The sequence below is a fragment of the Thiocapsa sp. genome (assembly GCF_035467215.1).
Lineage (GTDB): Bacteria > Pseudomonadota > Gammaproteobacteria > Chromatiales > Chromatiaceae > Thiocapsa.
In genome coordinates this window covers 1-25,194 of sequence record NZ_DATITZ010000013.1, presented here as the reverse complement: position 1 = coordinate 25,194, position 25,194 = coordinate 1, and the positions used below count along the sequence as shown (strand labels likewise).

Below are 25,194 nucleotides of genomic sequence, written 5' to 3'. Positions count from 1 at the left end.
ATCGAGAGCGCTTCGTCCAGGGCACGAAGACGCGGCCGGACCGGCCTTTCGGAGGATTGAAGACATGCATCTGACCTTGTTGAAGTGCAAACTGCATCGCGCTTGCGTAACCCATGCGGAAGTCGATTACGAAGGCTCCTGCGCCATCGACGAGGAGCTGCTGACGCTCGCCGGTATTCGCGAGTACGAGCAGATCCAAATCTACAACGTCACCAACGGCGAGCGGTTCACGACCTACGCCATCCGCGCGGAGCCCGGCTCGCGTGTGATCTCGGTCAATGGGGCCGCAGCGCATAAGGCGGCGCCGGGCGATCGCGTGATCATCTGCGCCTACGCCGCCATGACGGAGGCAGAGGCCGACGCCCACAAGCCGGCGCTCGTCTATCTCGACGAGCACAACCGCGTGACCCGCACCGGGGATTTCATCCCGGCTCAGGCTGCTTGACCCCGCGCGGCTCCGTCCGGTCGAAGATGCCTACCCACAAAAGCCAACCAGGCTCCGCCCGCTCGGGCGGCTACGCCAGCGCTGCGCTCGCCTGATCCGTCTCCTGCGCGATCGCTCGATCGGCGATCGCCTCGGCATAAAGCCGCACATAGCTGCGTGCGCTTGCCTCCCAACTGAAGTCCTGGAGCATCCCCGTCGTTGCGAGCTTGCGCCACGCCTGCGGATCGTCGCGGTAGAGTTGCAGTGCCTGCCGAACGGCGTCGAGCAGAGCCTCCGCGCGTGGCTCCTCGAACAGAAAGCCCGTCGCGGTGCCGTCGGCGAGCGTCTCCGGGGTCGCGTGCACCACGGTGTCGGCCAACCCGCCGGTGCGGTGGGCGATGGGCGGCGTCCCGTACCTCAGGCTGTAGATCTGGTTGAGCCCGCAGGGCTCGAAGCGAGACGGCATCAAGAAGGCGTCCGAGCCGGCCTCGATGCGATGCGCGCGTGACTCCTCGTACTCGATGAATACCCCGACCTGACGTGGATACAGTGCCGCAATGGCCAGAAGCGCCTGCTCCGTGCTGCGCTCCCCGGTCCCTTGAAACACGACCTGGATGCGCGGGTCTTCGAGAAGCCGCGGGAGCATGGCGAGGATCAGATCCACGCCCTTCTGCTCGACCAAGCGTCCGATATAGCCCAGCACGAAGGCGTCCTCGTTGCGCGGAAGCCCGACCTCGCGTTGGATGTCGAGCTTGTTCTCCGCCTTGAGTCCGAAGGTCTCCGGGTCATAGCATTGGAGGATGAAGGGATCTGTCAGGGGATCCCAAATCCGATAATCGACCCCGTTGAGGATGCCGCTGAAACGGCTGCCGATCTGACGCAGCAGTCCGTCGAGTCCGCATCCGAAGCGTGCCGTGCGCACCTCCATGGCATAGGATGGGCTGACGGTGTTGACCCGGTCGGAGAAGACGATCCCGCCCTTGATGAAGGACATCCTCTGATGGAACTCCAAGCCCGCGAGACTCCAGAGTGCGGGCGGCAGGCCGAGGCGGTCGAAGGTGGCGCGATCGAACAGACCTTGGTAGGCGAGATTGTGGATCGTGAACACGCTTGCGGGACGTCGGGGCAGATCCTGGAAGAGGGCCGGAGCCAGCCCGGTTTGCCAGTCGTTGCCGTGCAGCACATCCGGTTGCCAGCCGATCGCCGGCAGCCCGCGAGCGATCAGGGCAATGACTCGACAGAAGAGCAGAAACCGCTCGGCGTTGTCGCCCCAGTCGCGTCCGCTGAGATCGGTATAAGGGTTGCCTTCGCGACAGAAGTGCTCGGGGGCGTCGACCAGATAGATCGGCAGATCGTGATCCGGATGCTTGCCTTCGAGAATGCGCACCTGGGTGCGGCTCGTCGGGATTTTGAGCTCGCACAGCATCTTGGTGTCGCGCAACTGGCGTGCGGCCCGAGGATAGGCCGGCAGGATGAGACGTGCGTCGTGACCCAGATCGCGCAACGCCGCGGGTAGACTGGCGGCGACATCGGCGAGCCCGCCGGTTTTGATCAGCGGATGGGCCTCGCTGCTCGCTACGAGGATATGCAGCGGCCGCTCCTGCGCGGTAATGTCTGGGGATAGAAGAAGCGATGGCTCCATGGATGGTCCCTAAATCCGAGCGAAGCGGTTGCCGGCGCGGCACGCCTGGCGTGGCAACAGTATGACAGGGCTCACGTTATCACATTTGTCCGCGATCGAGGCGCCAAGGCCATGTTGGATCCCTGCACCATCCTGATCTTCGGCTCGACAGGTAACCTGGTGAGCATCAAGCTGCTCCCGGCGCTCTATCACATCGAGGCGGCGGAACGCCTCCATCCGCAGACGCGGATCATCGGATTCGGCCGCCGTTCCTGGTCGGACGACGACTGGCGCGAGCAGGTTCGGGCGAGGCTCGCCGAACGACTGCCGGGCGCACCCGATGCGCGCGTGCTGGAGCGTCTGCTCGCTCGCATGCTCTTCGTCGAGGGCGACCTGGAGGAGCCCGCCGGTTACCTCCGCTTGGCCGAACGACTGCGCGAGGAGGCGGACATCCCGGCCAACCTCATGACCTATCTGGCGGTCGCGCCCAAGCACTACGGCGGCATCGTGGACAACCTCGCCGCTCAGGGTCTGAATACCGAGGAGGGGCGCTGGTCCCGCTTGGTGGTCGAGAAACCCTTCGGATTCGACCTCGAGAGTGCCGCCATCCTCGATCGACGCATCCGGCACTGTTTCGGCGAGTCGCAGATCTTTCGTATCGATCACTATCTGGGCAAGAGCACGGTTCAGAACATCCTGGTGTTTCGCTTCGCCAATCTGATGCTCGAGCCCCTTTGGAATCGCAACTATATCGATCACGTCCAGATCTCGCACGCCGAGGCGGCCGGGATCGGTGAGCGCGCCGGGTTTTACGACGGTGTGGGCGCCATGCGCGACATGATCCAGAGCCATCTCTTGCAGATGCTGACCCTGGTGGCCATGGAGCCACCACCCTGTCTGGATGCCGAGGCGCTGCGCGACGAGAAGGTCAAGGTCCTGCGCTCCATCCGGCCGATCCCGCGCGAGGCGGTGCATGCCCAAGCCTTTCGCGCACAATACGGACCCGGCGCTTCGGGCGGGAACAAGGTTGCCGGCTATCGCGACGAGCCCGGCGTCGGACACAACAGCACCACCGAGACCTATGCCTCGCTGAAGCTCTACATCGATAACTGGCGCTGGCGCAACGTACCCTTTTATCTGCGGACCGGAAAGCGTCTTGCCCGCAGCAACTCTTTGATCGCCATCCGGTTCAAACACCCGCCGCAACAGTTGTTCCGCTACACGGCCATAGAGCAGCTCAAACCGAACTGGCTTCTGCTCAACATCCAGCCCAACGAGTGCATCCGCATGGAGATCCAGGTCAAGCAACCCGGACTCGAGATGCGCACCCAGACCGAGCGGCTCGACGCGAGCCGATGCACCATCCCCTCCGAGCAGATCGACGCCTACGAGGCGCTCATCCTGGACGTGATCGAGGGCGACCACACCCATTTTCTGCGCTTCGACGAGGTCGATTGGGCTTGGCGAGTGGTCGATCCCGTACTGAAGTTGTGGTCCACCGAGCGCGACTTCATCCAGACCTATCCGGCCGGGTCCTGCGGGCCACCCGAGGCCAATCGCTTGTTCGACAGAGACGATCAGTCCTGGCGCGAAGGGATGGACGAGTAAGGCTCCAAGGCTGCCGGACCCGACAGCCGCAGAATTCGCCAATGCTTTATCAGGAGAACCTCATGACATCGCTCATCAATCAAACACCCGCGTGGCGGGCGCTGGAGCAGCACAGACAAGAGATGCAGGACGTCGTGATGCGCGATCTCTTTGCGTCCGATCCCGGCCGCGCCGAGAGGATGCGCCTGTCTGTCGCGGGCCTGCGTCTGGACTACTCGAAGAACCTGGTCACCCCGCAGACCCTCGCGCTGCTGCTCGATCTGGCCGATACCGCCGACGTGAGCGGCTGGATCGCTCGGATGTTCGGCGGCGAGCCCATCAACAACACCGAGGGGCGCGCGGTGTTGCATGTGGCCCTTCGCAATCGCTCCAATCGACCGATCCAGGTGGACGGTCAAGACGTGATGCCGGGTGTGAATCGCGTGCTCGAGCGTCTCGAGGCCTTCGTCGGGCTGGTCCGCTCGGGCGAGTGGAAGGGCTTTCAGGGCGAGTCCATCCGCGATGTCGTCAACATCGGCATCGGCGGCTCCAATCTCGGGCCCAAGATGGTCTGCACGGCGCTCGGTGCGTACGGCAGCAACGACCTTCGGGTCCACTTCGTCTCGAATGTGGACGGGACCCATCTCCTGGAGACGCTCAACGACCTGGATCCGGCACGGACACTCTTCATCGTGGCATCCAAGACCTTCACGACCCAGGAGACCATGACCAATGCCACCAGTGCGCGCGACTGGCTGCTGGCGGCTGCGCGCGACCCGGCTGCGGTCGCCAAGCACTTCGTTGCGGTCTCGACCAATGCCGAGAAGGTATCCGCATTCGGGATCGACACGCGGAACATGTTCGGGTTTTGGGACTGGGTCGGCGGTCGCTATTCGCTCTGGTCGGCCATCGGTTTGCCGATCGCGTTGGCGGTTGGTTACGAGCGCTTCGTGGAGCTGCTCGAGGGCGCCTTTGCGATGGACGAGCATTTCCGAACCGCCCCGCCGGCGGAGAACATGCCCATCGTGCTGGGTCTGCTCGGGGTCTGGTATGCCAATTTTTGGGGCGCCCGAACGCATGCCGTCTTGCCCTACGATCAGTATCTGAGGCTCTTGCCGGCGTATCTTCAGCAAGGCGATATGGAGAGCAACGGCAAAGGCGTCACCCGCGAGGGCGTCGCCGTGGACTACACCACCGGCTCCGTCGTTTGGGGTGAGCCAGGCACCGACGGTCAGCATGCCTTCTACCAGCTCATCCATCAGGGCACGCAACTGATCCCGGCGGATTTCATCGGCGCGATCAAGAGCCACAACGAGCTCGGGGATCATCACCCGAAGCTCATGGCGAACTTCTTCGCGCAAACCGAGGCCCTGATGCGCGGGCGGACCATGGAGGAGGCGCTCGCCGAGATGCTCAGCGCCGGCGTTCCGAAGGATCGGGCGCAATTTCTTGCGCGGCACAGAACCTTTCCCGGCAGCCGTCCCACCAACAGTATCCTGATGGAGCGCCTGACGCCCTTTACGTTGGGTGCCTTGATTGCACTCTACGAACACCGGATCTTCGTGCAGGGCGTGCTCTGGGGTATCAATTCCTTCGACCAATGGGGCGTGGAGCTCGGCAAGCAGCTGGCCGGGGTCATCCTCGGCGAGCTGTCCGAGGGGCGTGTTTCCGCGGATCATGATGCATCGACGCGCGCCCTGTTGAACGACTTCATACAAGGCCGTCGCGTCTGATGTGAGGGCATCGCCCCGCGGTGTCGAGACGGGCGACGTTCGGGTGTCGACCGCGGAGACCGCGCGGTAACCCGAGCCGGCGCGCGTCTCTCGGCGAGGTTGCTCGCGCGCTGAACCCCGGCGCGGGCGCGCTGTCTTCTAAGCCGGCGCGGCGTCTTGGTGCTAGTCTCTATGCATCGGCGTGGGGCAGGTGCTGCCCACCACCGACGCATGCGGATCGGGATGACCGGCTCAACTTCGGCTGAACCAGTTCGACCGAGACGGCTCTATACCGCTCGTGGGGGCGCGTCGCGCCATTCGACAGGACCGATAGGCGCCGACGAGTTCCCTGCGAGCGGATGCACTATTGAGGTGCGAGAGTTGGCCGCGCCGGTGCGCTGGTGTCCCGAGCTGGATCCGGCCCGGCCCCGGCGCGGTGCGGATGCAGCGTTCCGCCCCATGGCGCGTATATTGCTGACATTCGAAATCAAGCCTTGTCTTTCCCACAGTTCGCCCCGAGCAATACACCGAGGTGAGATGCGGTCGACAATGGGTCGGGCGAGCAACATCAGCTTCCGAGCGAGGTAACATTTATGTCGATCTTCGAACGCTACCAGGCACGCTACGAGGCATCCCGCGAGGAGGTGCTGAGCCTGGACGAGTACTTGCAACTGTGCAAGTCCGACCCGAGCGCCTATACCGGGGCGGCGCAGCGGTTGCTGACGGCGATCGGTGAGCCGGAGCTCGTCAATACCCGCGACGATCCGCGGCTCAGTCGCATCTTCCAAAACAAGATGATTCGACGCTATCCCGCATTCTCCGAGTTCTACGGGATGGAGGAGGCTATCGAGCACTTGGTCTCGTACCTCAAGCATGCGGCTCAAGGTCTCGAAGAGAAGAAGCAGATCCTCTATCTGCTTGGACCGGTCGGCGGCGGCAAATCCTCGCTCGCCGAGAAACTCAAGGAGCTCATGGAGGAGCGACCCTTCTACGCGATTCACGGATCGCCCGTGTTCGAATCACCGCTCGGATTGTTCTCGCCCGAGGAAGACGGCCCGATTCTCGAAGAGGACTACGGCATTCCGTCGCGCTACCTGCGCACCATCATGTCGCCTTGGGCGGTGAAGCGCCTGCAGGAATACCGCGGCGACATCACGCAATTCAAGGTCGTCAAGCTCTACCCATCGATCCTCGAGCAGGTTGCGATCGCAAAGACGGAGCCCGGCGACGAGAACAATCAAGATATCTCCTCGCTCGTCGGCAAGGTCGACATCCGACAGTTGGAGCGATTCGCTCAACACGACGCGGATGCCTACAGCTATTCCGGTGCACTGTGCCGCGCGAACCAAGGCCTGATGGAGTTCGTCGAGATGTTCAAGGCACCGATCAAGGTGCTGCATCCGCTCCTCACCGCAACGCAGGAAGGCAACTACAACGGGACCGAGGGTCTTTCCGCCTTGCCGTTTCAAGGCATCATCCTCGCCCACTCCAACGAGTCGGAATGGCAGAGCTTTCGCAACAACAAGAACAACGAGGCGTTCCTCGACCGCGTCTTTATCGTCAAGGTGCCTTACTGCCTGCGCGTCAACGAGGAGACGCAGATCTACGAGAAGCTGCTCTACAACAGCTCGCTCGCCGATGCGCCTTGCGCCCCCGGAACCCTGTCGATGATGGCCCAGTTCTCGGTGCTGACGCGTCTGAAGGAGCCGGAAAACTCAAGCATCTTTTCGAAGATGCGCGTTTACAACGGCGAAAACCTCAAGGACACCGATCCGAAAGCCAAGTCCATGCAGGAATATAGGGACTACGCGGGGGTCGACGAAGGCATGTCGGGAATTTCGACACGCTTTGCGTTCAAGATCCTCTCGCAGGTCTTCAACTTCGATCACAGCGAGGTGGCAGCCAATCCCGTTCACCTGCTGTATGTCCTCGAGCGCCAGATCACGCGTGAGCAGCTGCCCCCGGAAACCCATGAACGCTATCTGAGCTTCCTAAAGCAGTACCTCGCGCCTCGGTATGCGGAGTTCATCGGCAAGGAGCTTCAAACGGCCTATCTAGAGTCCTATGCTGAATACGGCCAGAACATCTTCGATCGCTATGTGACCTATGCGGATTACTGGATTCAGGACCAGGAATATCGCGACCCGGATACGGGCGAGATGATGAATCGCAGCGGACTCAACGAAGAGCTCGAAAAGATCGAGAAGCCGGCGGGGATCTCTAACCCCAAGGATTTCCGAAACGAGATCGTGAACTTTGTTCTGCGGGCACGCGCGAACAACGGCGGCGCCAATCCGAAATGGACCAGCTACGAGAAGCTGCGTGTCGTCATCGAGAAAAAGATGTTCTCCAATACCGAGGAGCTTCTGCCTGTCATTTCCTTCAACGCCAAGGCGTCGGTCGACGAGCAGACGAAGCACGATCAGTTCGTCGATCGCATGACCGAAAAGGGCTATACGCCGAAGCAGGTCAGGCTTCTGTCCGAGTGGTATCTGCGGGTTCGCAAATCGCAGTAGACATGACGAGGAGACGCCGATCGGAGCGGCGTCTCTCTCGATCGTCCGGGGACTCTCGCTGCGAGGATAGGCCGACTCGAGTCCGCCCCGGCGGCGCTCGATTGGTTGAACGGCTGTTGCGCCCGGCGGCATAATTCCGGTTTGGAAACCTGCAAAGGGGCGGGCGATGAAGGAGTCGACCGCAGGCGCGGGCGAGGGCTTGCGCGGTTAGTCGTTGTTTCACCCAGCCGAGTAGGCAAGAGTCCTTATGTCACACTTTATCGACCGTCGACTGAACGGCAAGAACAAGAGCACGGTCAATAGACAGCGTTTTTTGAAGCGCTATAAGTCGCAGCTCAAACGCTCGGTTGCCGATTCCGTCAATAAACGCAGCATCACCGATATCGACTCGGGCGAGCGTGTGGGTATTCCGTCCAAGGACATCTCCGAGCCGGTGTTTCATCACGGCAAAGGGGGTATCCGTGACATGGTGCATCCCGGCAACAAGGATTTCGTCACCGGGGATCGGATCCGGCGTCCGGAAGGCGGCGGCGGAGAGGGCTCGGGTCAAGGCAAGGCAGGGAAGAGCGGAAAAGGCGACGACGACTTCGTCTTCGAGCTGTCGCGCGAAGAATTCATGGACCTTTTGTTAGACGACCTCGAGCTTCCCAACCTGGTGCGGAACCAGTTGATGGGAACGACCGAGTTCAAGACGGTGAGGGCCGGTTATTCGACCGATGGATCACCCTCCAATATCGACGTCGTGCGCTCCCTCAAGGGGGCCATTGCTCGACGGACGGCGATCGGTGCGCCGCTGCGTGCGCGTGCGCGCGAGCTCGAGCAGGAGCTTCAGACCCTGCTCGACAGCGGCATCGACGAGACGGATCTGCACGTGCGCGAGATTCGCGAAGAGATCGACCGGTTGCGCACGCGGATCGCGGCACTTCCCTTCATCGACACCTTCGACCTGCGCTATCAGAGCTTCACCAAGCTTCCCGAGCCGACGAGCAAAGCGGTGATGGTCTGTATAATGGACGTCTCGGGCTCGATGGATCAGGTCCGCAAGAATCTCGCGAAGCGATTCTTTATCCTTCTTTATCTTTTTCTTCAGCGAAACTACGACAAGATCGACGTTGTCTTTATTCGCCATCATACGATCGCCCAAGAGGTCGACGAGCAGGAGTTCTTCTATTCGCGCGAGACCGGCGGTACGGTGGTGTCGAGTGCGTTGAATCTGGCCTACGATCTCCTGAAGGAGCGTTATGACTCCTCGGTGTGGAACATCTATGCCGCGCAGGCGTCGGACGGCGACAACTGGGATTCCGACTCCACGGTTTGCCGTGATCTGCTGGTGGAGAAGCTGATGCCCTTGATGCGCTATTTCGCCTACGTCGAGATCACCCCGCGCCAGCATCAAAGCCTGTGGTACGCCTACCAAGAGGTCAGGGCCGTGCACCGGCACTTTGCGATGCAGGAGATCGACGGTCCCGAGGATATCTTTCCCGTGTTCAGGGAGCTGTTCAGGAGGCAGGAGGCATGAGCAAGAACCTCATCTCGGACTCTTCGGAATGGTCGTTCCCGCTGCTCGAGAGGTTCGATCGGGAGATCGGCCGTCTCGCCCACGACGTCTACGGCCTTGATACCTATGCCAATCAGATCGAGGTTATCAGCTCCGAGCAGATGATCGACGCCTATTCGTCGGTCGGTTTGCCCATCAATTATCCGCACTGGTCGTTCGGTAAACAGTTCGTCGCCACCGAGCAGACCTATCGCCGTGGTCAAATGGGGTTGGCGTACGAGATCGTGATCAACTCCGATCCCTGTATCGCCTACCTCATGGAGGAGAACACGCTGCCGATGCAGGCGCTCGTCATCGCGCACGCCTGTTACGGTCACAACAGTTTCTTCAAAGGTAACTATCTCTTCCGCACCTGGACCAGCGCCGATGCGATTATCGACTATCTGGTCTTCGCGCGGCGTTACATCGCCGAGTGCGAGGAGCGTTACGGCGAGGCCGAGGTCGAGATGTTGCTCGACTCCTGCCATGCCTTGATGAATCACGGCGTCGACCGTTATAAGCGACCGACACCGCTGACGCTCGCCGAGGAACAACGCAGGCAAAAGGATCGGGCCGCTTACCTGCAATCGATGGTCAATGATTTGTGGCGGACCTTGCCGACCTTCGATTCGGACGGCGACGGAGAGCAAGACGTGCGCTGGCCCGAGGAGCCGCAGGAAAACCTTCTTTACTTCATCGAGAAGAACGCCCCGCTGCTCGAGCCGTGGCAACGCGAGATCGTTCGGATCGTCCGTAAGCTGGGCCAATACTTCTACCCACAGCGCCAGACCCAGGTCATGAACGAGGGCTGGGCGACATTCTGGCACTACACGCTCATGAATCATCTTTACGACGAAGGCTTCGTCACCGATGGGTTTATGATCGAATTCCTACAGTCGCATACCGGCGTGGTCTTTCAGCCTACGTTCGACGTCCCCTATTACAACGGGATCAATCCATACGCGCTCGGCTTTGCGATGATGCGCGATATCCGCAGGATCTGCGAGCAGCCGACGGACGAGGATCGTCACTGGTTCCCGGACATTGCCGGCGGTGACTGGCTGAAGGTCTTGGATTTCGCCATGCGCAACTTCAAGGACGAGAGTTTTGTTGCACAGTATCTTTCTCCGACGGTCATGCGCGATCTGCGGTTGTTTGCAATCTCGGACGATGACCGCGAAGAACATCTCGAGGTCACTGCCATCCACGAGGAGCAGGGCTACCGGGCGTTGCGACAATCGCTTGCCGAGCAGTACAACCTGGGTTCCCGCGAGCCGAATATTCAGGTCTTCAACGTCGATCGGCGCGGCGACCGTTCCATGACCCTGAGGCACTATCGGCACAATCGCCGCCCGTTGGGTGACTCGGCCGAAGAGATGTTGCGCCACATCAGGCGATTGTGGGGGTTTACGGTGCGCCTGGAGACCCTGGACGAAAACGGCAGGACGCAATTGATCGGCGAATGTTGATCGGCCAGTATTGATCGGCCAGTGTTGAGCGGCCTGGAGGCCGGACATGAGGGATACCCGGTATGCGTTGCCGTTTGGTCGGTCTGTTTTGGTTCTTGACGGTCGTCTCCGCACCGGCATTCACGGAGGGGTTGCTGCGCCCGACGCTCGATTCGATCCGCGACGCGCGAACCGTCGCCGTCGAAGGTGTGCCCTTGTTGTCTGGTCGTCTGCTGGCGGAGTTCTATGCGCAGCGCGGAGATGTCTTGGTCTGGGTCGACCCGGCGCGGATTTCGGGGCTCTTGGGCCTCGCGCAGCGCAGCGTGTCCGAAGGCTTCCGGCCCGAGGATTTCCATGTCGAAAGTCTGCGTCGACTCGGCGATCCGGGTGTCCTCGGATCCCTGACCGGAAATGCACGTATCGCCGCCGATCTCGTTCTCAGCGACGCCTTGGCGCGTTATGTTCACCACCATCGTTACGGCAAACTCGATCCGGTTGCCGTGGATTCGAAATGGCACGATAGACCTCCCGCGTCCAGCGAGGTCCTTCTGGCCGATATGCATCGTGCACTCGGCGGCCAAGATCTCGAACAGGGCTTGAGCGCGCTTTTCACCCGTCCCTTCTGGTACGACGACCTGAAGAACGCGCTGCAGCGCTACACCGCTCAGACGGCTCTCGTGGGCCTACCGCCTCTGCCGGCCGGTTCGAATCTTGTCCAAGGGAGCCGGCATACGCGCGTCGCGATGCTGCGGGAGCGACTCGCGCGCATCGATGGCGAGGCGGTTTCGGGGTCATCCGACGCCGATCTCTTCGACACTGCACTTCACGAGTCCGTGGTGTCATTTCAGCGGCGATCGGGTCTGACGGCCGATGGCGTCGTGGGTCCTTCGACCCTCGCTGCGCTCAACGGACACGGCGACGAGACGAAGGCCGAGCTAATCCGGATCAACCTGGAGCGGATGCGCTGGCTCTATCAGGATCTCCCGGAAGACTATGTTTTCGTCGATGTAGCCGCGTACAAGGTTCACCTGGCCCGCGGCGGTGATTTTGTCTGGTCGACTCGCGTCATCGTCGGGACGCCCGAGACCCAAACGCCGATGTTTCGCGACACGATGGACCACTTGGTCTTCAATCCGACCTGGACGGTGCCCGTGTCCATCCAGAAGAAGATGGGCAGGGTCTCCGGCGACTACCGATTGGTCGATCGACGAACCGGTAAGCAGGTCGGCGGGGGGAATGCCGGCGATTACACGCGTTATCGGCTTGTTCAGGCGCCGGGCCCGAAAAACGCCCTCGGTCGCGTCAAGTTCATGTTCCCGAACAGCCATGCGATCTACCTCCACGACACGCCGGGAAAGGCGGCGTTCGGCCGCCAGGCGCGCGCACTGAGCAATGGTTGCGTCAGGGTGCAAGACCCGCTGGCGCTCGCGGAGGCGATTCTCGACCAGCCCGGCTGGGATCGCTCTGGGATCGATCGCGTGGTCGAGCGCGGACGGACGCGCTACGTCGATCTCTCGGACACCTTGCCGGTGCTGCTCTACTATCTGACGGCCTTCGCGGACGAGCAGGGCAAGGTCGGCTTCCGACAGGATATCTACGGGCGTGACGAGTCCTTGCGCACCGCCTTTTCGGGGCCGGTGTTGCGGACGCGGATCGCATTCCCCGAGCCTCCGACGCCGGAGCCGAGCCGACACCCGGAACAGCCCGAGGAGTCGCCAAGCGCTCAGCCGCCGGATCCTCCCGGCACGAGCACATCGGTTCACCTCACCCGCCGGGATTCCGCGGAAACCCTCGACGGCGAGCGCACGTCTGCGACCAATGGGGCAGAACCGGAGGTCTTGACCGTCGAGCGCGCCGAGACGAGTCCGGCGGGCCGCCTCTGAGGGCGATGATTCCCATCGGTTTGGTGTTTTTACGGTCGTCGATCTTGGCTACCCTCCCTTGCGCGTCTCTCCCCGGAGACGTGCGCCAAGCGTTTCGTGTCCGCCAAAGGGTGGATTCAAACGCGCTCTGCCGTTAGACTCCGGACTCGTCGCGATTCGGAAGTGATGCGAATCCCGGCTCAAACACCAATCGTTACGAACGGAGAACTCTGTTTTGATTCGACAGAACATCTGGTTGACCCCAGCGCTCGCACTGTTGGCGTTTCTTCCGACGGCAACCCTTCAAGCCAATGTCACTGATGGCGTGGCTTCCTACTACGGGGACCGTTTCGACGGCCGGCGCACCGCAAGCGGCGTCCGGTTTGATATGAATGCACTGACCGCGGCACATCGGACCTTGGAGTTCGGCACGCGAGTGACGGTGACGAATAAGGCGAACGGCCGTTCGGTGGACGTCGTCATCAACGATCGCGGCCCTTTCTCGCGCGGTCGTACGATCGACCTGTCGAAGGCGGCGGCCCGCGAAATCGGGATGTTGGGGCGTGGCGTTGCCCCGGTCCGACTCGAGATCGTCGATTCGGGTCGCCCATCATGGTCCACCGGCGAGACGGTCGCAATTGCCGAGGCACAACGGGTCCTGATGGATCTCTTCTAAAGCGCGTCTGCCCGTGGCCTAGGCGATTCGCGAGAACGCGACGACCACATATCTGTAGGGGCGACTTAAGTCGCCCCAACATCGCCCCTACAACGATCCATGTCGTATCGGACAGGCTTCAGCGCCCGAGACGCTCCCCCCACGTCTGTGCCGCCGCGATGATCCGAGCGGTGTCGAGGCCGGTGGGCAGGCCGTCGCGGATCAACTGCCGACCCCGCACCCAGACCTGACGCACCTGTTGCTGACTGGCGGCGTAGACCAGCTGCGAGACCGGGTGATAGAGGGGCTGGGTGTGGGAGTCGCGCAGATCCAGCGCAACCAAGTCGGCTGACTTGCCGGGCTCCAGCGATCCGATCTCTTCCTCCAGCCCCAGGGCGCGGGCGCCGTTGATGGTCGCCATCCGCAAGGCCGTCGCGGCCGGCAGCGCGGAGGCGGAGCCTGCCACGCCCTTGCCGAGCAGGGCAGCCGTGCGCATCTCCCCGAGTATGTTCAGATCGTTGTTGCTCGCCGCGCCGTCGGTACCGATCGCAACATTGACTCCCGCATCCAAGAGCCTTGCGACCGGGCAAAACCCGCTCGCGAGCTTCAGATTCGACTCCGGACAATGCACCACATGGGCGCCCGTGTCGGCCAAGAGCGCGATCTCGTCCTCTTCGAGCTGGGTCATGTGTACGCACACCAGTCCGGGGCCGAGCAATCCAAGCCGATTCAGCCGCGAGAGGGGTCGTTCGCCGTGGTCCCGAAGCGACTGGAGGACCTCGTCGCGCGTCTCGTGCAGATGGATATGGATCGGCACCTCCAGCTCATCCGCCAGCGCACGCACCCGTTGCAGCGGCGCATCCGATACCGCGTAGGGCGAATGCGGTGCGAAGGCGACCCGGATCAACGGATGGTCTCGATAGTGCTCGTGCAGGGCGAGCCCTTTGGCGATGTACTCGTCGGCATTTGCGGCATAGCCGGTGGGGAAATCCACGACGATCATGCCGATCACGGCACGCATCCCGGCCTCGGCGGTGACCTGTGCCGTGACCTCCGGATGGAAATACATGTCGTTGTAGCAGGTGATGCCGCCGCGCAGCATCTCGAGCACGGCCAGTCGGGTCCCGTCGGCGACGAACCCGGGATCGACCCAACGCTGCTCGGCGGGCCAGATATGCTCATGCAGCCAGGTCATGAGGGGCAGGTCGTCGGCCAGCCCCCGCATCAGCACCATGGCCGCGTGCGTGTGGGCGTTGATCAGGCCCGGGATGAGCAGATGACCCGGCAGATCGGTCACCCGTTGGGCCTCGATACTGCTGCGCGCCTCTTCGGACGGCAGCACGGCGAGGATACGTCCGTCCGCGATGGCGACGGCATGATCGGTGAGCTGACGATCCCGTGGATCGACGGGCAATACCCACTGGGCATGGATCAGAAGCTCGGCTTGCATCGGTCGGTCCTTTCAGTCGGGGCGGGGGATGGGTGACAATGGCGGGAACATGCCACAAGGAGCCCCAGATGGAAACAACGATCCCGACCGTTCCGACCCCGGACGACGCGGCACTCTGGCACGAGGGTGCCCTCTATCTCGCGGATCAGCGTCTGCTGCCGGATCGCGCCGAGTTTTTGCGACTGACCGATGCGGGCGCGGTTGCCGATGCGATCCGTGCGATGGTCGTGCGCGGTGCGCCGGCGATCGGTGTCGCTGCGGCCTACGGGGTTGCGTTGGCGGGGCGGGATGCCTACGCGGCCGGCGGTGCCGGCTGGAAGGCGGCGATCGAATCCGACCTCGAGCGTCTGGCCGCCTCACGGCCGACCGCGGTCAATCTCTTCTGGGCGATCGATCGGATGCGCCGCCTGATCTCCCGTCTGGATGAACGCGATCCCTTCCCGGCCTTGGTCGACGAGGCGCTTTCCATCCATGCCGAGGATCGTGCGGCCAACCGGGTGATCGGCGACCTGGGTGCGGCGCTGATCGAGGGCCCGACCGACATCATCACCCATTGCAACGCCGGGGCGATCGCCACCGGTGGCTACGGCACGGCGCTCGGTGTCATCCGCAGCGCCTACGCGGCCGGCAATGTCGGGCGCGTCTTCGCCGACGAGACACGGCCCTGGATGCAGGGGGCGCGGCTGACGGCCTGGGAGCTGATGCACGACGGCATCCCGGTGACGCTGCAGGCGGACGGCGCGGCGGCGAGCCTGATGGCCGGCCGCTCGGTCGGGTGGGTGATCGTCGGATCGGATCGGATCGCCGCCAACGGCGATGTCGCCAACAAGATCGGGACCTATGGCCTTGCGATCCTGGCGAAATACCACGGCATCAAGTTCATGGTCGCGGCACCCACGTCCACCATCGATATGGAGATCGCCCGCGGCAAGGAGATTCCGATCGAGGAGCGTGATCCGGAAGAGCTGCTGAGCTGCGGCGATCGCCGTCTCGCGCCCACCGGGTGCGTCGCCCGCAATCCGGTCTTCGATGTCACACCGGCGGAGCTGGTCGACGCGATCGTGACCGAGCGCGGCGTCGTGCTTCGCCCGACCACGGAAAAGATTCGGGCCTTGATGGGCGGCTGGGGGCTCTAAACCGCCTCTCCACAAAGGTCGGAAAATCCTTAAACCCAATACGACATGAAAATGACGAATTTCACTCTGGGCGCGGTTTAGGTTAAACGTCGATGTTAAACCCAGCGGAGCGACAGCGATGGAAGCATTCAAACTCAAGACCCTGGCCGATCTGTTCGATGCTGCCGATGAGCGTGTCGAGCTGATCGATGGCGAGATCGTCCAGCGCCCGATGGCGCGGATCGAGCACGGCTTCGCGCAAAGCAATACGGTCGCCGAGCTCGACTCGTTACGACGCACCTCTGGCCCTGGCGGCTGGTGGATCGCCAGCGAGGTCAGCGTCCACTATTCCGACCACCAGTGCCCGACCCACGATCTCGCGGGCTGGCGCAAGGAACGCTTGCCGGAGCGCCCGAGCGGGGTGGTCGAGATCGTCCCGGACTGGGTGTGCGAGATTGTTTCGCCTGGACATGAGCGCAAAGACACGCTGACCCTGTTTCTGCTGCTTCAGCGCCAACAGGTGTCCTATTACTGGCTGATCTGGCCCGAGGAACGCTCGCTGGTCGCCTGGCAACTCGACGGGGGCAGCTACCGGGTCATCGCCAGCGTCGCCGCGCCCGGCCCCGACGAGCGGAAGATGCGTATCCCGCCGTTCGATGCCGTCGAGATCGACTTGGGTTACATCCTGGGCGATTAAGGCGATTTCCGGGAATCAACATCCCGACTGCGCAGAGGAGCGGCCGGCAGTGACGCCGACGGTCGTCGCGAAGCAGCGACACCGCCCGGGATCGACGACTTGCAGTCGTCCTCTTCGGCCGACCCGACGGCCCGCAAGGTCGAGGCCAACGCGACGCACACGAGAGCCGCGCTGAACGTGCTTTGGCACCGATTTCCGTTTTGCTCATCCATTCGCGATCTTCCTCTCCTTTCAGGCGTTGCCCGACGCGACGGTCGTGGGAGCGAGGACCGTGGAAGAGGACGACTGCAAGTCGTCGATCCCGGGGACACGCCGCTTCGCGACGTTGCTTCTGGCCAATCGGATGTGCAAGGAAAGATCGATGTGTCGATGCGCATTCAGGCGCACCTCAGGCTCCTTCGGATTGTGCGGGCAAGTACAGTCGGGATGCTGATTTCCGGAAACCGCCTAAATCTAGCCTCGGCGGCGGCGCAGTGTGACGCTCTCCCCGCCGATGCCCCAGTTGTCGGTCTCGACCTCGTCGATGACGACCATCGTCGTCTGCGGATTCTTCCCGAGCACGTCGACCAGCAGCTGTGTGACGCCTTGGATGAGTGCCTCCTTCTGCTCCGCGGTTGCACCCTCGCGGGTGATCTTGATGTTGACGTAGGGCATGTCGCTCTCCGGTCGATCCGATGTGGACGAAGAAAAATCGAAAAACGAAACGACGTCAACCGGGGATTGCCGAGTCTGCACATAAATCCGCCACGTCGCCGATCCCGGCAATGAGTGGACGAGCGAGAGCGAAGTCCACCTGGCCCAGCGCCGGCGACGGTGGACTGCGCTGCGCTTGTCCACCCTACCTGCCGGTCGCATGAACAACGCTGGATTGCCGACCTCTGCGAAGTCGCCCACGAAAGACTCCATGTCACCCTGGATGCGGTTCAGGCCGGAGCTAACAGGCGTTCAAGGATGCCTCGGTAGATCTCGGAGAGCGTGTCGAGCTCGGCGACCCCGACGCACTCGTTGACCTGATGGATGGTGGCGTTGACCGGGCCCAACTCGACGACCTGGGCGCCGGTGGGTCCGATAAAGCGCCCGTCGGAGGTGCCGCCGCTCGTGGAGAGCTGGGTCTGGATGCCGGTGACCGCCGCGATCGACTCGCGGGAGGCGGCCACCAGCTCGCCGGCCGGCGTCAGGAAAGGGTTTCCAGAGAGGCGCCAGTCGAGGCTGTAGTCGAAATCACCGGCGTCGAGGATCGAGCGCACGCGTGCCTGGATGGTTTCCGGATCCAGCTCGGTGGAGAAGCGTAGGTTGAACTGAGTCTCGAGTTGGCCCGGGATCACGTTCTCGGCGCCTGTGCCCATGTTCAGGTTGGCGATCTGAAAGCTGGTGGGCGGGAAATGATCGTTGCCCTGATCCCAGACCTCGGCGCAGAGTGCCGCAAGTGCATCGACGCAGGCATGGAAGGGGTTCTTGGCCAGATGCGGATAGGCGACGTGGCCCTGTTTGCCCTGCACCCGCAGGACGCCATTGAGACTCCCGCGTCGACCGTTCTTGATGGTGTCGCCGAGGTGCTCGCGCGCCGAGGGCTCCCCGACCAAGGCATAGTCGATCTTCTCGCCGCGCTGCTCCAAACGCTCCACGACGCGGCGGGTCCCGTCGATGGACGGCCCTTCCTCGTCGCTCGTGATCAGGAAGGCGATGGATCCGCGATGATCCGGATGATCGCCGACGAACGCCTCCACTGCGGTGATCATGGCGGCGAGCGAGCCCTTCATGTCGCAGGCGCCGCGCCCGAAGAGCCGACCCTCGCGGATGGTCGGCTCGAAGGGGGCCGAGTCCCACTGCTCGATCGGGCCGGTCGGGACCACGTCCGTGTGACCGGCGAAGCAGAAGAGCGGGCCGTCATCGCCGCGTCTGGCCCAGAGGTTTGCGACCTCCCCGAACGGCATCTCCTCGATCCGAAAACCGATCGCGGCCAGCCGCTCGGCCATGAGGGCCTGGCAGCCCGCATCCTCGGGCGTGACGGAAGGGCGGCGGATCAGCTCGCACGCCAGCTCCAGGGTCGGGGACATCGCCATCAGCCGAGCAGCCTCTCGTAATCGGTTTCGGAAAAACCCGCGTGCCGGAGCTCGCCCGTGTCGAGCACCGGCCGACGAATGATCGACGGGGTCTCCAGCATGACCCGGACTGCGGCCTCCGCGTCCATGCCCTCGCGCACGTCCTCCGGGAGCTTGCGCCAGGTCGTGCCCCGACGGTTGACGAGCGTCTCCCAGCCCAGCTCGTCGACCCAGGCGCGCAAGCGGGTCTCGTCGACCCCTTCGCGTTTGTAATCGTGGAACCGATAGTCGACGCCATGCGCGTCCAGCCAGGCGCGGGCCTTCTTCATGGTGTCGCAGTTGGGGATGCCGTAGAGCGCGACCACGTCTTTAAACCGCGCCCGGTGCGGTATGCGTCATTTGGTGGATGGCTTGGCCGCGCCGGCTCCGACGACTGTCGGGGCCGGCGCGGTTTAAAGTATTAAAAATCTTAAATTCTAAACCGCGTCTTACTGGGATCAAGGATATCTCCGAAGCTAAACGAACAATGAAAACGACGCATGTCGCTCTGGACGCGGTTTAGATATCCCGAAGCAGCTCGTTGATGCCGACCTTTCCGCGGGTCTTCTCGTCGACCTGCTTGATGATGACGGCGCAATAGAGGCTGTGGCTTCCGTCCTTGGCCGGAAGACTGCCGGGGACGACGACGGCGCCGGCCGGGACGCGGCCGTAGAGGATCTCGCCGGTCTCGCGGTTGTAGATCTTGGTGCTCTGACCGATGTAGACGCCCATCGACAGCACGGCACCTTCGCCGACGATCACGCCTTCGACGACCTCGGAGCGTGCGCCGATAAAGCAGTTGTCCTCGATGATGGTCGGTGCAGCCTGCACGGGCTCGAGCACGCCGCCGATCCCGACACCGCCGGAGAGGTGGACGTTCTTGCCGATCTGCGCACAGGAGCCGACGGTCGCCCAGGTGTCGACCATGGTGCCCGAGTCAACATAGGCGCCGATATTGACGTAGGACGGCATGAGCACGCAGCTCGGTGCGATGAAGGCGCCTTTGCGCGCGGTCGCTGGCGGCACGACCCGAACCCCGCCGTCGCGGAACTCGCGCGAGTTGGTGTCGGCGAACTTGGACTGAACCTTGTCGTAATAGTTGGTGAAACCGCCCTTGATGAAGGCGTTGTCCTCGATCCGGAACGACAGCAGGACCGCCTTCTTGAGCCATTCGTGGACGACCCAATCGCCGTCGCGCTTCTCGGCGACCCGCAGCTCCCCGCGGTCGAGTCGCTCGATGGTGTCCTGCACGGCATCGCGCACGCGGGTCTCGACCGTGCGCGGGGTGATCTCGGCGCGTCGCTCGAAGGCCTCTTCAATGATGTATTGCTGGTCGCTCATGGGGTGTTCTCTGCTGTCGTGTTGAAGACCTCGGCAAGCGCAGGTCTCGGGAGTTTGAATGGCAAAGGCGCGAAAGTTTCAAACCGAAAACAATGCCGTTAGATCCGCTCCAGGCAACGCCGAATCCGACGCGCGGCATCCACGCACTCGTCCAGCGGCGGGACCAGGGCGAGCCGAATGCGGTTCATTCCGGGGTCGGCCCCGTCGACCACGCGGGACAGGAAGCGGCCGGGAAGCACCGTCAGGTTCTCCTCGGCGAAGAGGCGCGCGGCGAAGTCGGTGTCCGGGATCGGTGTCTCGGGCCACAAATAGAAGCCGGCTTTCGGCGGTGCGAGGTCAAGTGCATCCCCGAGGATCTCCAGGACGGAGCCGAATTTCTCGCGATAGAGCCGTCGATTCTCGCGCACATGGGTCTCGTCGCTCCAGGCGGCGATGCTTGCATGCTGATGGGGCAGGGGCATGGCGCAGCCGTGATAGGTCCGGTAGGCGAAGAAGCCGCGGATCAGCTCGGCGTCGCCCGCGACGAAACCCGAGCGCAGTCCGGGTGCATTGGAGCGCTTCGACAGGCTATGGAAGACCATGCAGCGACTGAATGCGGGGTTGCCCATGGCGGCCGAGACCTGGAGCAGCCCGAGCGGCGGGTCGGCCTCGTCCAGATAGAGCTCGGAGTAGCATTCATCCGAGGCGATGACGAAGTCGTGCCGGTGCGCAAGCCCGATGAGACGTGCATAGGTTGCCTGATCGAGCAGGGCGCCGGTCGGGTTGCCCGGCGAGCAGATGTACAGCAGGCGGCAGGCCCGCCAAGTCGCGTCGTCCACCGCCTCGAAATCCGGGACAAAGCCGTTCGCCGCCTCGCAGGCGAGATAGCGCGGCTGTGCACCGGCGAGGAACGCCGCACCCTCGTAGATCTGATAGAAGGGATTGGGCATCAAGACCAGCGCGTCGTGCGAGCGATCGATCACGGCTTGGGCGAAGGCAAAAAGGGCCTCGCGTGTGCCGTTCACCGGCAGGATCTGGGTTTCCGGGTCGATGCCGAGCGTGCCGGGCCCCGTCGAGTCGGCCGACCCGAGCTTGAATCGCTTCGAGAGCCATGCCGCGATCGTCTCGCGCAGGGACGGGATGCCGCGGGTGTTCGGATAGACAGCGAGCTGATGCAGGTGTGCGAGCAGCGCATCCGTGACGAGCGCCGGGGTCGGATGTTTCGGCTCGCCGATGGAAAGCGCGATGTGGTCGCGATCGGCCGGCGGGATCAGCCCGTGCTTCAGTGCGGCGAGTCGTTCGAAAGGGTAGGGCTGCAAGCGCCCGATATCCGGGTTCATCGGGTCATCCTGAGTTGGTGGTCTACACTGCGTCTCCCTGCGGCCGCTGTCTGCGCCGAGGTCGAGTCCATCTCGAAACGTCACATTTCACTCAGGACGCGGTTTAGTATAGGCGAACGTCCAAGCCGGCTCCATGCCGAGAGGATCCGATGCCGCTGGTTCATGCCATCCATCATGTCAGTCTGATCGTCGCCGATACCGCGCGGGCGCTGGCCTTCTATCAAGGGATTCTGGGTCTCGAGCTTGCGCCCGAGCGTCCTGATCTGTCGTTTCCAGGGGCCTGGCTTTGGGTGGGCGATCAGCAGATCCACCTGCTCGAGCTGCCGAATCCGGATCCGGTTGCGGGCCGTCCCGAGCACGGCGGCCGGGACCGCCATCTCGCGATGCGGGTGAGCGGCCTGGATGCGGTGACGGCGCGGCTCGATGCCGCCGGGTTTTCCTATACGCTCAGCCGCTCGGGGCGACGGGCACTCTTCTGTCGGGATCCGGACGGCAACGCGCTCGAGTTGATCGAGGCCGGTTGAGGCGCCGAATACCCTGCCCGAGCGACCTCAGAATCCCCGGAAATACCAGTGGTTGTCCCAGCCGGGCGGCGCAAAGATTGACTCCTCGCCCGGCGTGTCGGGCGACGTCGCGCCGCTGCCGATCTCCGGCAGGGTGGGCATCCCGGTGACCCACGGCCAAGGCGGCGGGAGCTGATCGGGTCCGAGGCTGCGAAAAAGCTCGCGCTCCTGATCCATGCGTTCGAGACGGTCTGCACGTCGACGGCGCACATCCTCTTCCCACGCCTCTTGCTGGGCGGCTGCCCTGGGGTTGTTGGCCCGCCGGCGCGCCTCGTAGGCACTGCGCGTCGCCTCGCGCCTGGTCTCCCACGCCTGTCGTTGGGCGCGAACCTCGTCGAGCCAAGGTGTCGGCGCGCTCCCTGGAGGCGGGTCGCCGAAGGTCTGGCTCGCGGGCTGGATGTGCACGAGGAGATTCTCGTCCGCTGCGATGTCCACCGGGATCGACAGGAGTCCGAAGATCAGCGAAACGGCGCCGAGTCGCGTGCCCTTCAAGCGAGCCTTCAAGTGTGTCGGAATCCCGAGTCCGACGATATCGCGATGCTTAGCGCGTCCCATGGCCTTCCAGCCGATCGTGGATCTCGCGTCGCAAGCACGACAGGGCGGTCTCGCAGGTGATTGGGGTTTCGTCGTCGTTGGTGATGAAGAAGACATCGTCGACCTCGGCGCCGACCGTCGCGATCTTGGCGTTTTGAAGGCGAATGCCGCAATTCTGGAAGACCGCGCCGACGTCCGCTAGCAGGCCGGGGCGATCCAGGGTGGCGAGCCGCATAATGGTGCGGCGGTTGGGTTCGTCCGGGGAAAAGGTCACGCGCGTTTCCGTCGGAAAATACCGATGGCGTCTCGGCATTGAGCGTGCGACTTGGATCTCCTCCTCGGCATCCTCGGCCAGATCCGCGACCAGGCAGAAGCGAGTTTCCTCCATCCTCAATGCGTCCTGGATCGGGCTGCCGTCCTGGTCCAGCACCTGGTAGGTGTTGACCGCCATGCCGTCGTCGGTGGTCATGATACGAGCGTCCATGATGCTGAGGCCGACCTGATCCAGGAGCGCGGTGATCCGCCCGAAGAGGTTTGCGCGGTCGGTGGTGTAGATGAAGATCTCGGTTCCTCCGCGCGCCGTGACCGGGCGAATCACCACGAGCGGTAACTGCTCGGGCTCGCACGCCAGGATCTGGCGTGTCTGCCAGGCAATCTCGTCCGGGGAGTTGTGCAGGAACAGATCCAGGCTGAATTTCTTCCAGAGCCGATTGCAGGCGGCGGGATCCCCGCCGTAGCGCGCGACCAGGCGCCGCGCCTCGGTCTGTTTCTGCTGGATCAGCTCGTCTTGGGCTTGGGGGTTCTCGAGTCCGCGCAGCAGCGCGCGGCGTGTCCCGTGATACAGCTCGCGCAGCAGCGCGTCCTTCCAACTATTCCAGCGCTCGGGATTGGTCGCCCGGGCATCCGCGACCGTCAATAGGTAGAGATAATCCAAGCGTGTCGGGTCGCCGACGACGGCGGCGAAGGACTGGATCACCTCCGGATCGCTGATGTCCTTGCGCTGGGCCGTCATCGACATCAGCAGATGTTTCTCCACGAGCCAGCCGACGAGCCGACTGTCGAACTCGGGCAGCCCGTGGAGCCGACAGAACGCGCGGGCGTCGTCGGCACCGAGGAGCGAATGGTCTCCGCCGCGGCCCTTCGCGATGTCGTGGAAGAGACCTGCGAGATACAGAAGCTCGAGCTTGGGGATGCGCCTGGCGATCGCGCTGCAGAGCGGGAATTCGTCGTCGTGCTTGGTGATGGTGAAGCGGCGAAGATTGCGCAGAAGCGAGAGCGTGTGCTCGTCGACCGTGTAGACATGCAGCAGATCGTACTGCATGCGTCCGACGATGTTGGCGAATGCCGGGATGTAGGCCGCCAGGACGCCGTAACGGTTCATGCGTCGAATCGCATGGGTGAGACCGCTGGGATGACGGAGGATCTCCATGAAGAGACTGCGCGCGCGCAGATCGGCGCGGAAGTCATCGTCGATCCGGTGGCGGTTCTCGCGAATCAGCCGGATGGTGCTGGCGCGCACGCCTTCGAGCTCCGTATGGACTTGCAGGACGTGGAAGATTTCGAGGAGGGCGATCGGGTAGCGCTGAAACACGCTCGCGGAGGTCACCTCGAGATAGCCGCTGCGTGACTGGAAGCGCTTGTTGACCGGCACCGGGGGGCCGACGTCGTCGTGCAGGAGAATGGCCTCGCGAAACAACTGCAGCAGCATCTCGTTGAGCCGATTCAGCTCTTGGACGGTGCGGTAGTACTGCTGCATGAACTGTTCGACGGCGAGGTTGTTCGGACCGTCCTCGAAGCCGAATTGGGTGGCGAGGGTCCGCTGATACTCGAACAGGAGTCGGTCTTCGCGCCTCCCGGCGAGGCGATGCAGCGCGAAACGGATCCGCCACAGCAGCGTTTGCCCTTCGATCAGCGTGGCGTATTCGGATTCGGTCAAGAAGCCGTGACCGACCAGCTCATGAAGGGTCTCCGCGTCGAAGTGGCGCTTGGCGACCCAGCCGATCATTTGAATGTCGCGCAAACCGCCCGGGTTTTCCTTGATGTTGGGCTCGAGGTTGTAGGCGGTGCCGCCGTATTTCTGCCAGCGTGTGCGCTGCTCCCGGGTCTTGGCGGCGAAGAATTGCTCGCTGTCCCACATGCGCTCGGGGCTGATGACCTCGCGCATACGATGGCACAGCACACTGCTGCCGCGGATCAGCCGCGCCTCCATCATGTTGGTCATGACGGTCACGTCGTCCGCGGCCTCCCGGGCGCACTCCTCGGGGGTGCGCACGCTGTGCCCGACCTCCAGGCCGATGTCCCACAAGCAGGTGACCAGTCCCTCCAAGGGAGCGGCGAGACGTGCGTCGGCATCGGGGTGGACGATGACCAGGATATCGATGTCGGAGGCGGGCTGGAGCTCCTGCCGACCGTATCCGCCGACCGCGACCAAGGCGGCGTCCTCGGTCTGTCCGAGGTGATGGTCCCAGACCTCGCGCAGGACCTCGTCGATGAGGAGGCTGCGTCGCAGGACTAGGCTCCCGACCGGTGCGCCTTGGTCGAAGTCTGCGAAGAGTCGGTCGCGCCCGGCTCTGAGGCGGTCCTTCCAATCGGCGATCAGCGCCATTGGATCGGCTGCCGTCCTCGCCTCCACGGCCTCATTCGGCGAGGCCTGCGGGCGCGGCGCGGCGTTCATGGGCGTGCGACGATGTCGCGCTCCGCCTTTTGCCGATCGGGATGCTGATCGGCGTGCA

General features: G+C 63.2%; 20 protein-coding genes. 11 read left to right on the top strand and 9 right to left on the bottom strand.

Going from position 1 to position 25,194, the window contains the following annotated elements:
* Positions 1 to 64: 64 nt before the first annotated feature.
* Positions 65 to 445 (top strand): aspartate 1-decarboxylase, encoded by a 381-nt coding sequence (gene panD, locus VLR48_RS00655; protein ID WP_093184456.1) that lies wholly within the window; start codon positions 65 to 67, stop codon positions 443 to 445.
* Positions 446 to 515: 70 nt separating this feature from the next.
* On the opposite strand, the gene glgA is transcribed toward panD, so the two are convergent.
* The gene (gene glgA, locus VLR48_RS00650; protein ID WP_325289923.1) at positions 516 to 2,066 is read right to left on the bottom strand and encodes a glycogen synthase GlgA; all 1,551 of its coding nucleotides are present in this window, start codon (positions 2,064 to 2,066) and stop codon (positions 516 to 518) included.
* 111 nt (positions 2,067 to 2,177) lie between these two features.
* On the opposite strand from glgA, the gene zwf reads away from it, so the two are divergent.
* The 7 genes from zwf to VLR48_RS00615 all read left to right on the top strand — a co-directional run bounded on the left by zwf (position 2,178) and on the right by VLR48_RS00615 (position 13,383).
* Complete coding sequence (gene zwf, locus VLR48_RS00645) at positions 2,178 to 3,653, top strand: glucose-6-phosphate dehydrogenase (protein WP_325289922.1); 1,476 nt, start codon at positions 2,178 to 2,180, stop codon at positions 3,651 to 3,653.
* A gap of 62 nt (positions 3,654 to 3,715) precedes the next feature.
* Positions 3,716 to 5,365, top strand: a complete 1,650-nt coding sequence (gene pgi / locus VLR48_RS00640) for a glucose-6-phosphate isomerase (RefSeq protein ID WP_325289921.1) — start codon at positions 3,716 to 3,718, stop codon at positions 5,363 to 5,365.
* A 572-nt stretch (positions 5,366 to 5,937) separates the two neighbouring features.
* A complete protein-coding gene (locus VLR48_RS00635) occupies positions 5,938 to 7,860 on the top strand; it encodes a PrkA family serine protein kinase (protein WP_325289920.1) in 1,923 nt (640 codons plus the stop codon).
* A gap of 247 nt (positions 7,861 to 8,107) precedes the next feature.
* Positions 8,108 to 9,379 carry a YeaH/YhbH family protein gene (locus tag VLR48_RS00630; protein WP_325289919.1) on the top strand — a complete coding sequence of 424 codons (1,272 nt, stop codon included), beginning with the start codon at positions 8,108 to 8,110 and terminating at the stop codon, positions 9,377 to 9,379.
* The gene (locus VLR48_RS00625) at positions 9,376 to 10,866 is read left to right on the top strand and encodes a SpoVR family protein (RefSeq protein ID WP_325289918.1); all 1,491 of its coding nucleotides are present in this window, start codon (positions 9,376 to 9,378) and stop codon (positions 10,864 to 10,866) included. Before VLR48_RS00630 ends, VLR48_RS00625 begins: the two co-directional genes overlap by 4 nt.
* A 62-nt stretch (positions 10,867 to 10,928) precedes the next feature.
* Positions 10,929 to 12,728 carry a L,D-transpeptidase family protein gene (locus VLR48_RS00620; RefSeq protein WP_325289917.1) on the top strand — a complete coding sequence of 600 codons (1,800 nt, stop codon included), beginning with the start codon at positions 10,929 to 10,931 and terminating at the stop codon, positions 12,726 to 12,728.
* A gap of 214 nt (positions 12,729 to 12,942) precedes the next feature.
* Complete coding sequence (locus VLR48_RS00615; RefSeq protein WP_325289916.1) at positions 12,943 to 13,383, top strand: septal ring lytic transglycosylase RlpA family protein; 441 nt, start codon at positions 12,943 to 12,945, stop codon at positions 13,381 to 13,383.
* A 118-nt stretch (positions 13,384 to 13,501) separates the two neighbouring features.
* On the opposite strand, the gene VLR48_RS00610 is transcribed toward VLR48_RS00615, so the two are convergent.
* Positions 13,502 to 14,812, bottom strand: coding sequence for a TRZ/ATZ family hydrolase (locus VLR48_RS00610; RefSeq protein WP_325289915.1), 1,311 nt, complete (start codon positions 14,810 to 14,812; stop codon positions 13,502 to 13,504).
* A gap of 68 nt (positions 14,813 to 14,880) precedes the next feature.
* On the opposite strand from VLR48_RS00610, the gene mtnA reads away from it, so the two are divergent.
* Positions 14,881 to 15,948, top strand: a complete 1,068-nt coding sequence (mtnA, locus tag VLR48_RS00605) for an S-methyl-5-thioribose-1-phosphate isomerase (protein WP_325289914.1) — start codon at positions 14,881 to 14,883, stop codon at positions 15,946 to 15,948.
* 118 nt (positions 15,949 to 16,066) lie between these two features.
* The gene (locus tag VLR48_RS00600) at positions 16,067 to 16,624 is read left to right on the top strand and encodes a Uma2 family endonuclease (protein ID WP_325289913.1); all 558 of its coding nucleotides are present in this window, start codon (positions 16,067 to 16,069) and stop codon (positions 16,622 to 16,624) included.
* 453 nt (positions 16,625 to 17,077) lie between these two features.
* Here the strand turns inward: VLR48_RS00600 and VLR48_RS00595 are convergent, their stop codons facing one another.
* The 5 genes from VLR48_RS00595 to dapC form a co-directional block, all read right to left on the bottom strand.
* Positions 17,078 to 17,278, bottom strand: coding sequence for a 4-oxalocrotonate tautomerase family protein (locus VLR48_RS00595; protein ID WP_325289912.1), 201 nt, complete (start codon positions 17,276 to 17,278; stop codon positions 17,078 to 17,080).
* Between the two features lie 269 nt (positions 17,279 to 17,547).
* On the bottom strand, positions 17,548 to 18,681 hold the full coding sequence (dapE, locus tag VLR48_RS00590; RefSeq protein ID WP_325289924.1) for a succinyl-diaminopimelate desuccinylase: 1,134 nt from the start codon (positions 18,679 to 18,681) through the stop codon (positions 17,548 to 17,550).
* Between the two features lie 5 nt (positions 18,682 to 18,686).
* Positions 18,687 to 19,031, bottom strand: a complete 345-nt coding sequence (locus VLR48_RS00585) for an ArsC family reductase (protein WP_325289911.1) — start codon at positions 19,029 to 19,031, stop codon at positions 18,687 to 18,689.
* A 193-nt stretch (positions 19,032 to 19,224) separates the two neighbouring features.
* Entirely contained in the window at positions 19,225 to 20,046 is an 822-nt protein-coding gene (gene dapD / locus VLR48_RS00580) for a 2,3,4,5-tetrahydropyridine-2,6-dicarboxylate N-succinyltransferase (protein ID WP_325289910.1), read from the bottom strand.
* 98 nt (positions 20,047 to 20,144) lie between these two features.
* Positions 20,145 to 21,365 carry a succinyldiaminopimelate transaminase gene (gene dapC / locus VLR48_RS00575; RefSeq protein ID WP_325289909.1) on the bottom strand — a complete coding sequence of 407 codons (1,221 nt, stop codon included), beginning with the start codon at positions 21,363 to 21,365 and terminating at the stop codon, positions 20,145 to 20,147.
* Between the two features lie 149 nt (positions 21,366 to 21,514).
* On the opposite strand from dapC, the gene VLR48_RS00570 reads away from it, so the two are divergent.
* Complete coding sequence (locus VLR48_RS00570; RefSeq protein WP_325289908.1) at positions 21,515 to 21,889, top strand: VOC family protein; 375 nt, start codon at positions 21,515 to 21,517, stop codon at positions 21,887 to 21,889.
* A 27-nt stretch (positions 21,890 to 21,916) separates the two neighbouring features.
* Here VLR48_RS00570 and VLR48_RS00565 read toward each other — a convergent pair whose 3' ends face one another.
* Positions 21,917 to 22,483, bottom strand: a complete 567-nt coding sequence (locus tag VLR48_RS00565; protein ID WP_325289907.1) for a hypothetical protein — start codon at positions 22,481 to 22,483, stop codon at positions 21,917 to 21,919.
* Positions 22,470 to 25,136 (bottom strand): [protein-PII] uridylyltransferase, encoded by a 2,667-nt coding sequence (gene glnD, locus VLR48_RS00560; RefSeq protein WP_414718563.1) that lies wholly within the window; start codon positions 25,134 to 25,136, stop codon positions 22,470 to 22,472. Before glnD ends, VLR48_RS00565 begins: the two co-directional genes overlap by 14 nt.
* Positions 25,137 to 25,194 lie beyond the last annotated feature (58 nt).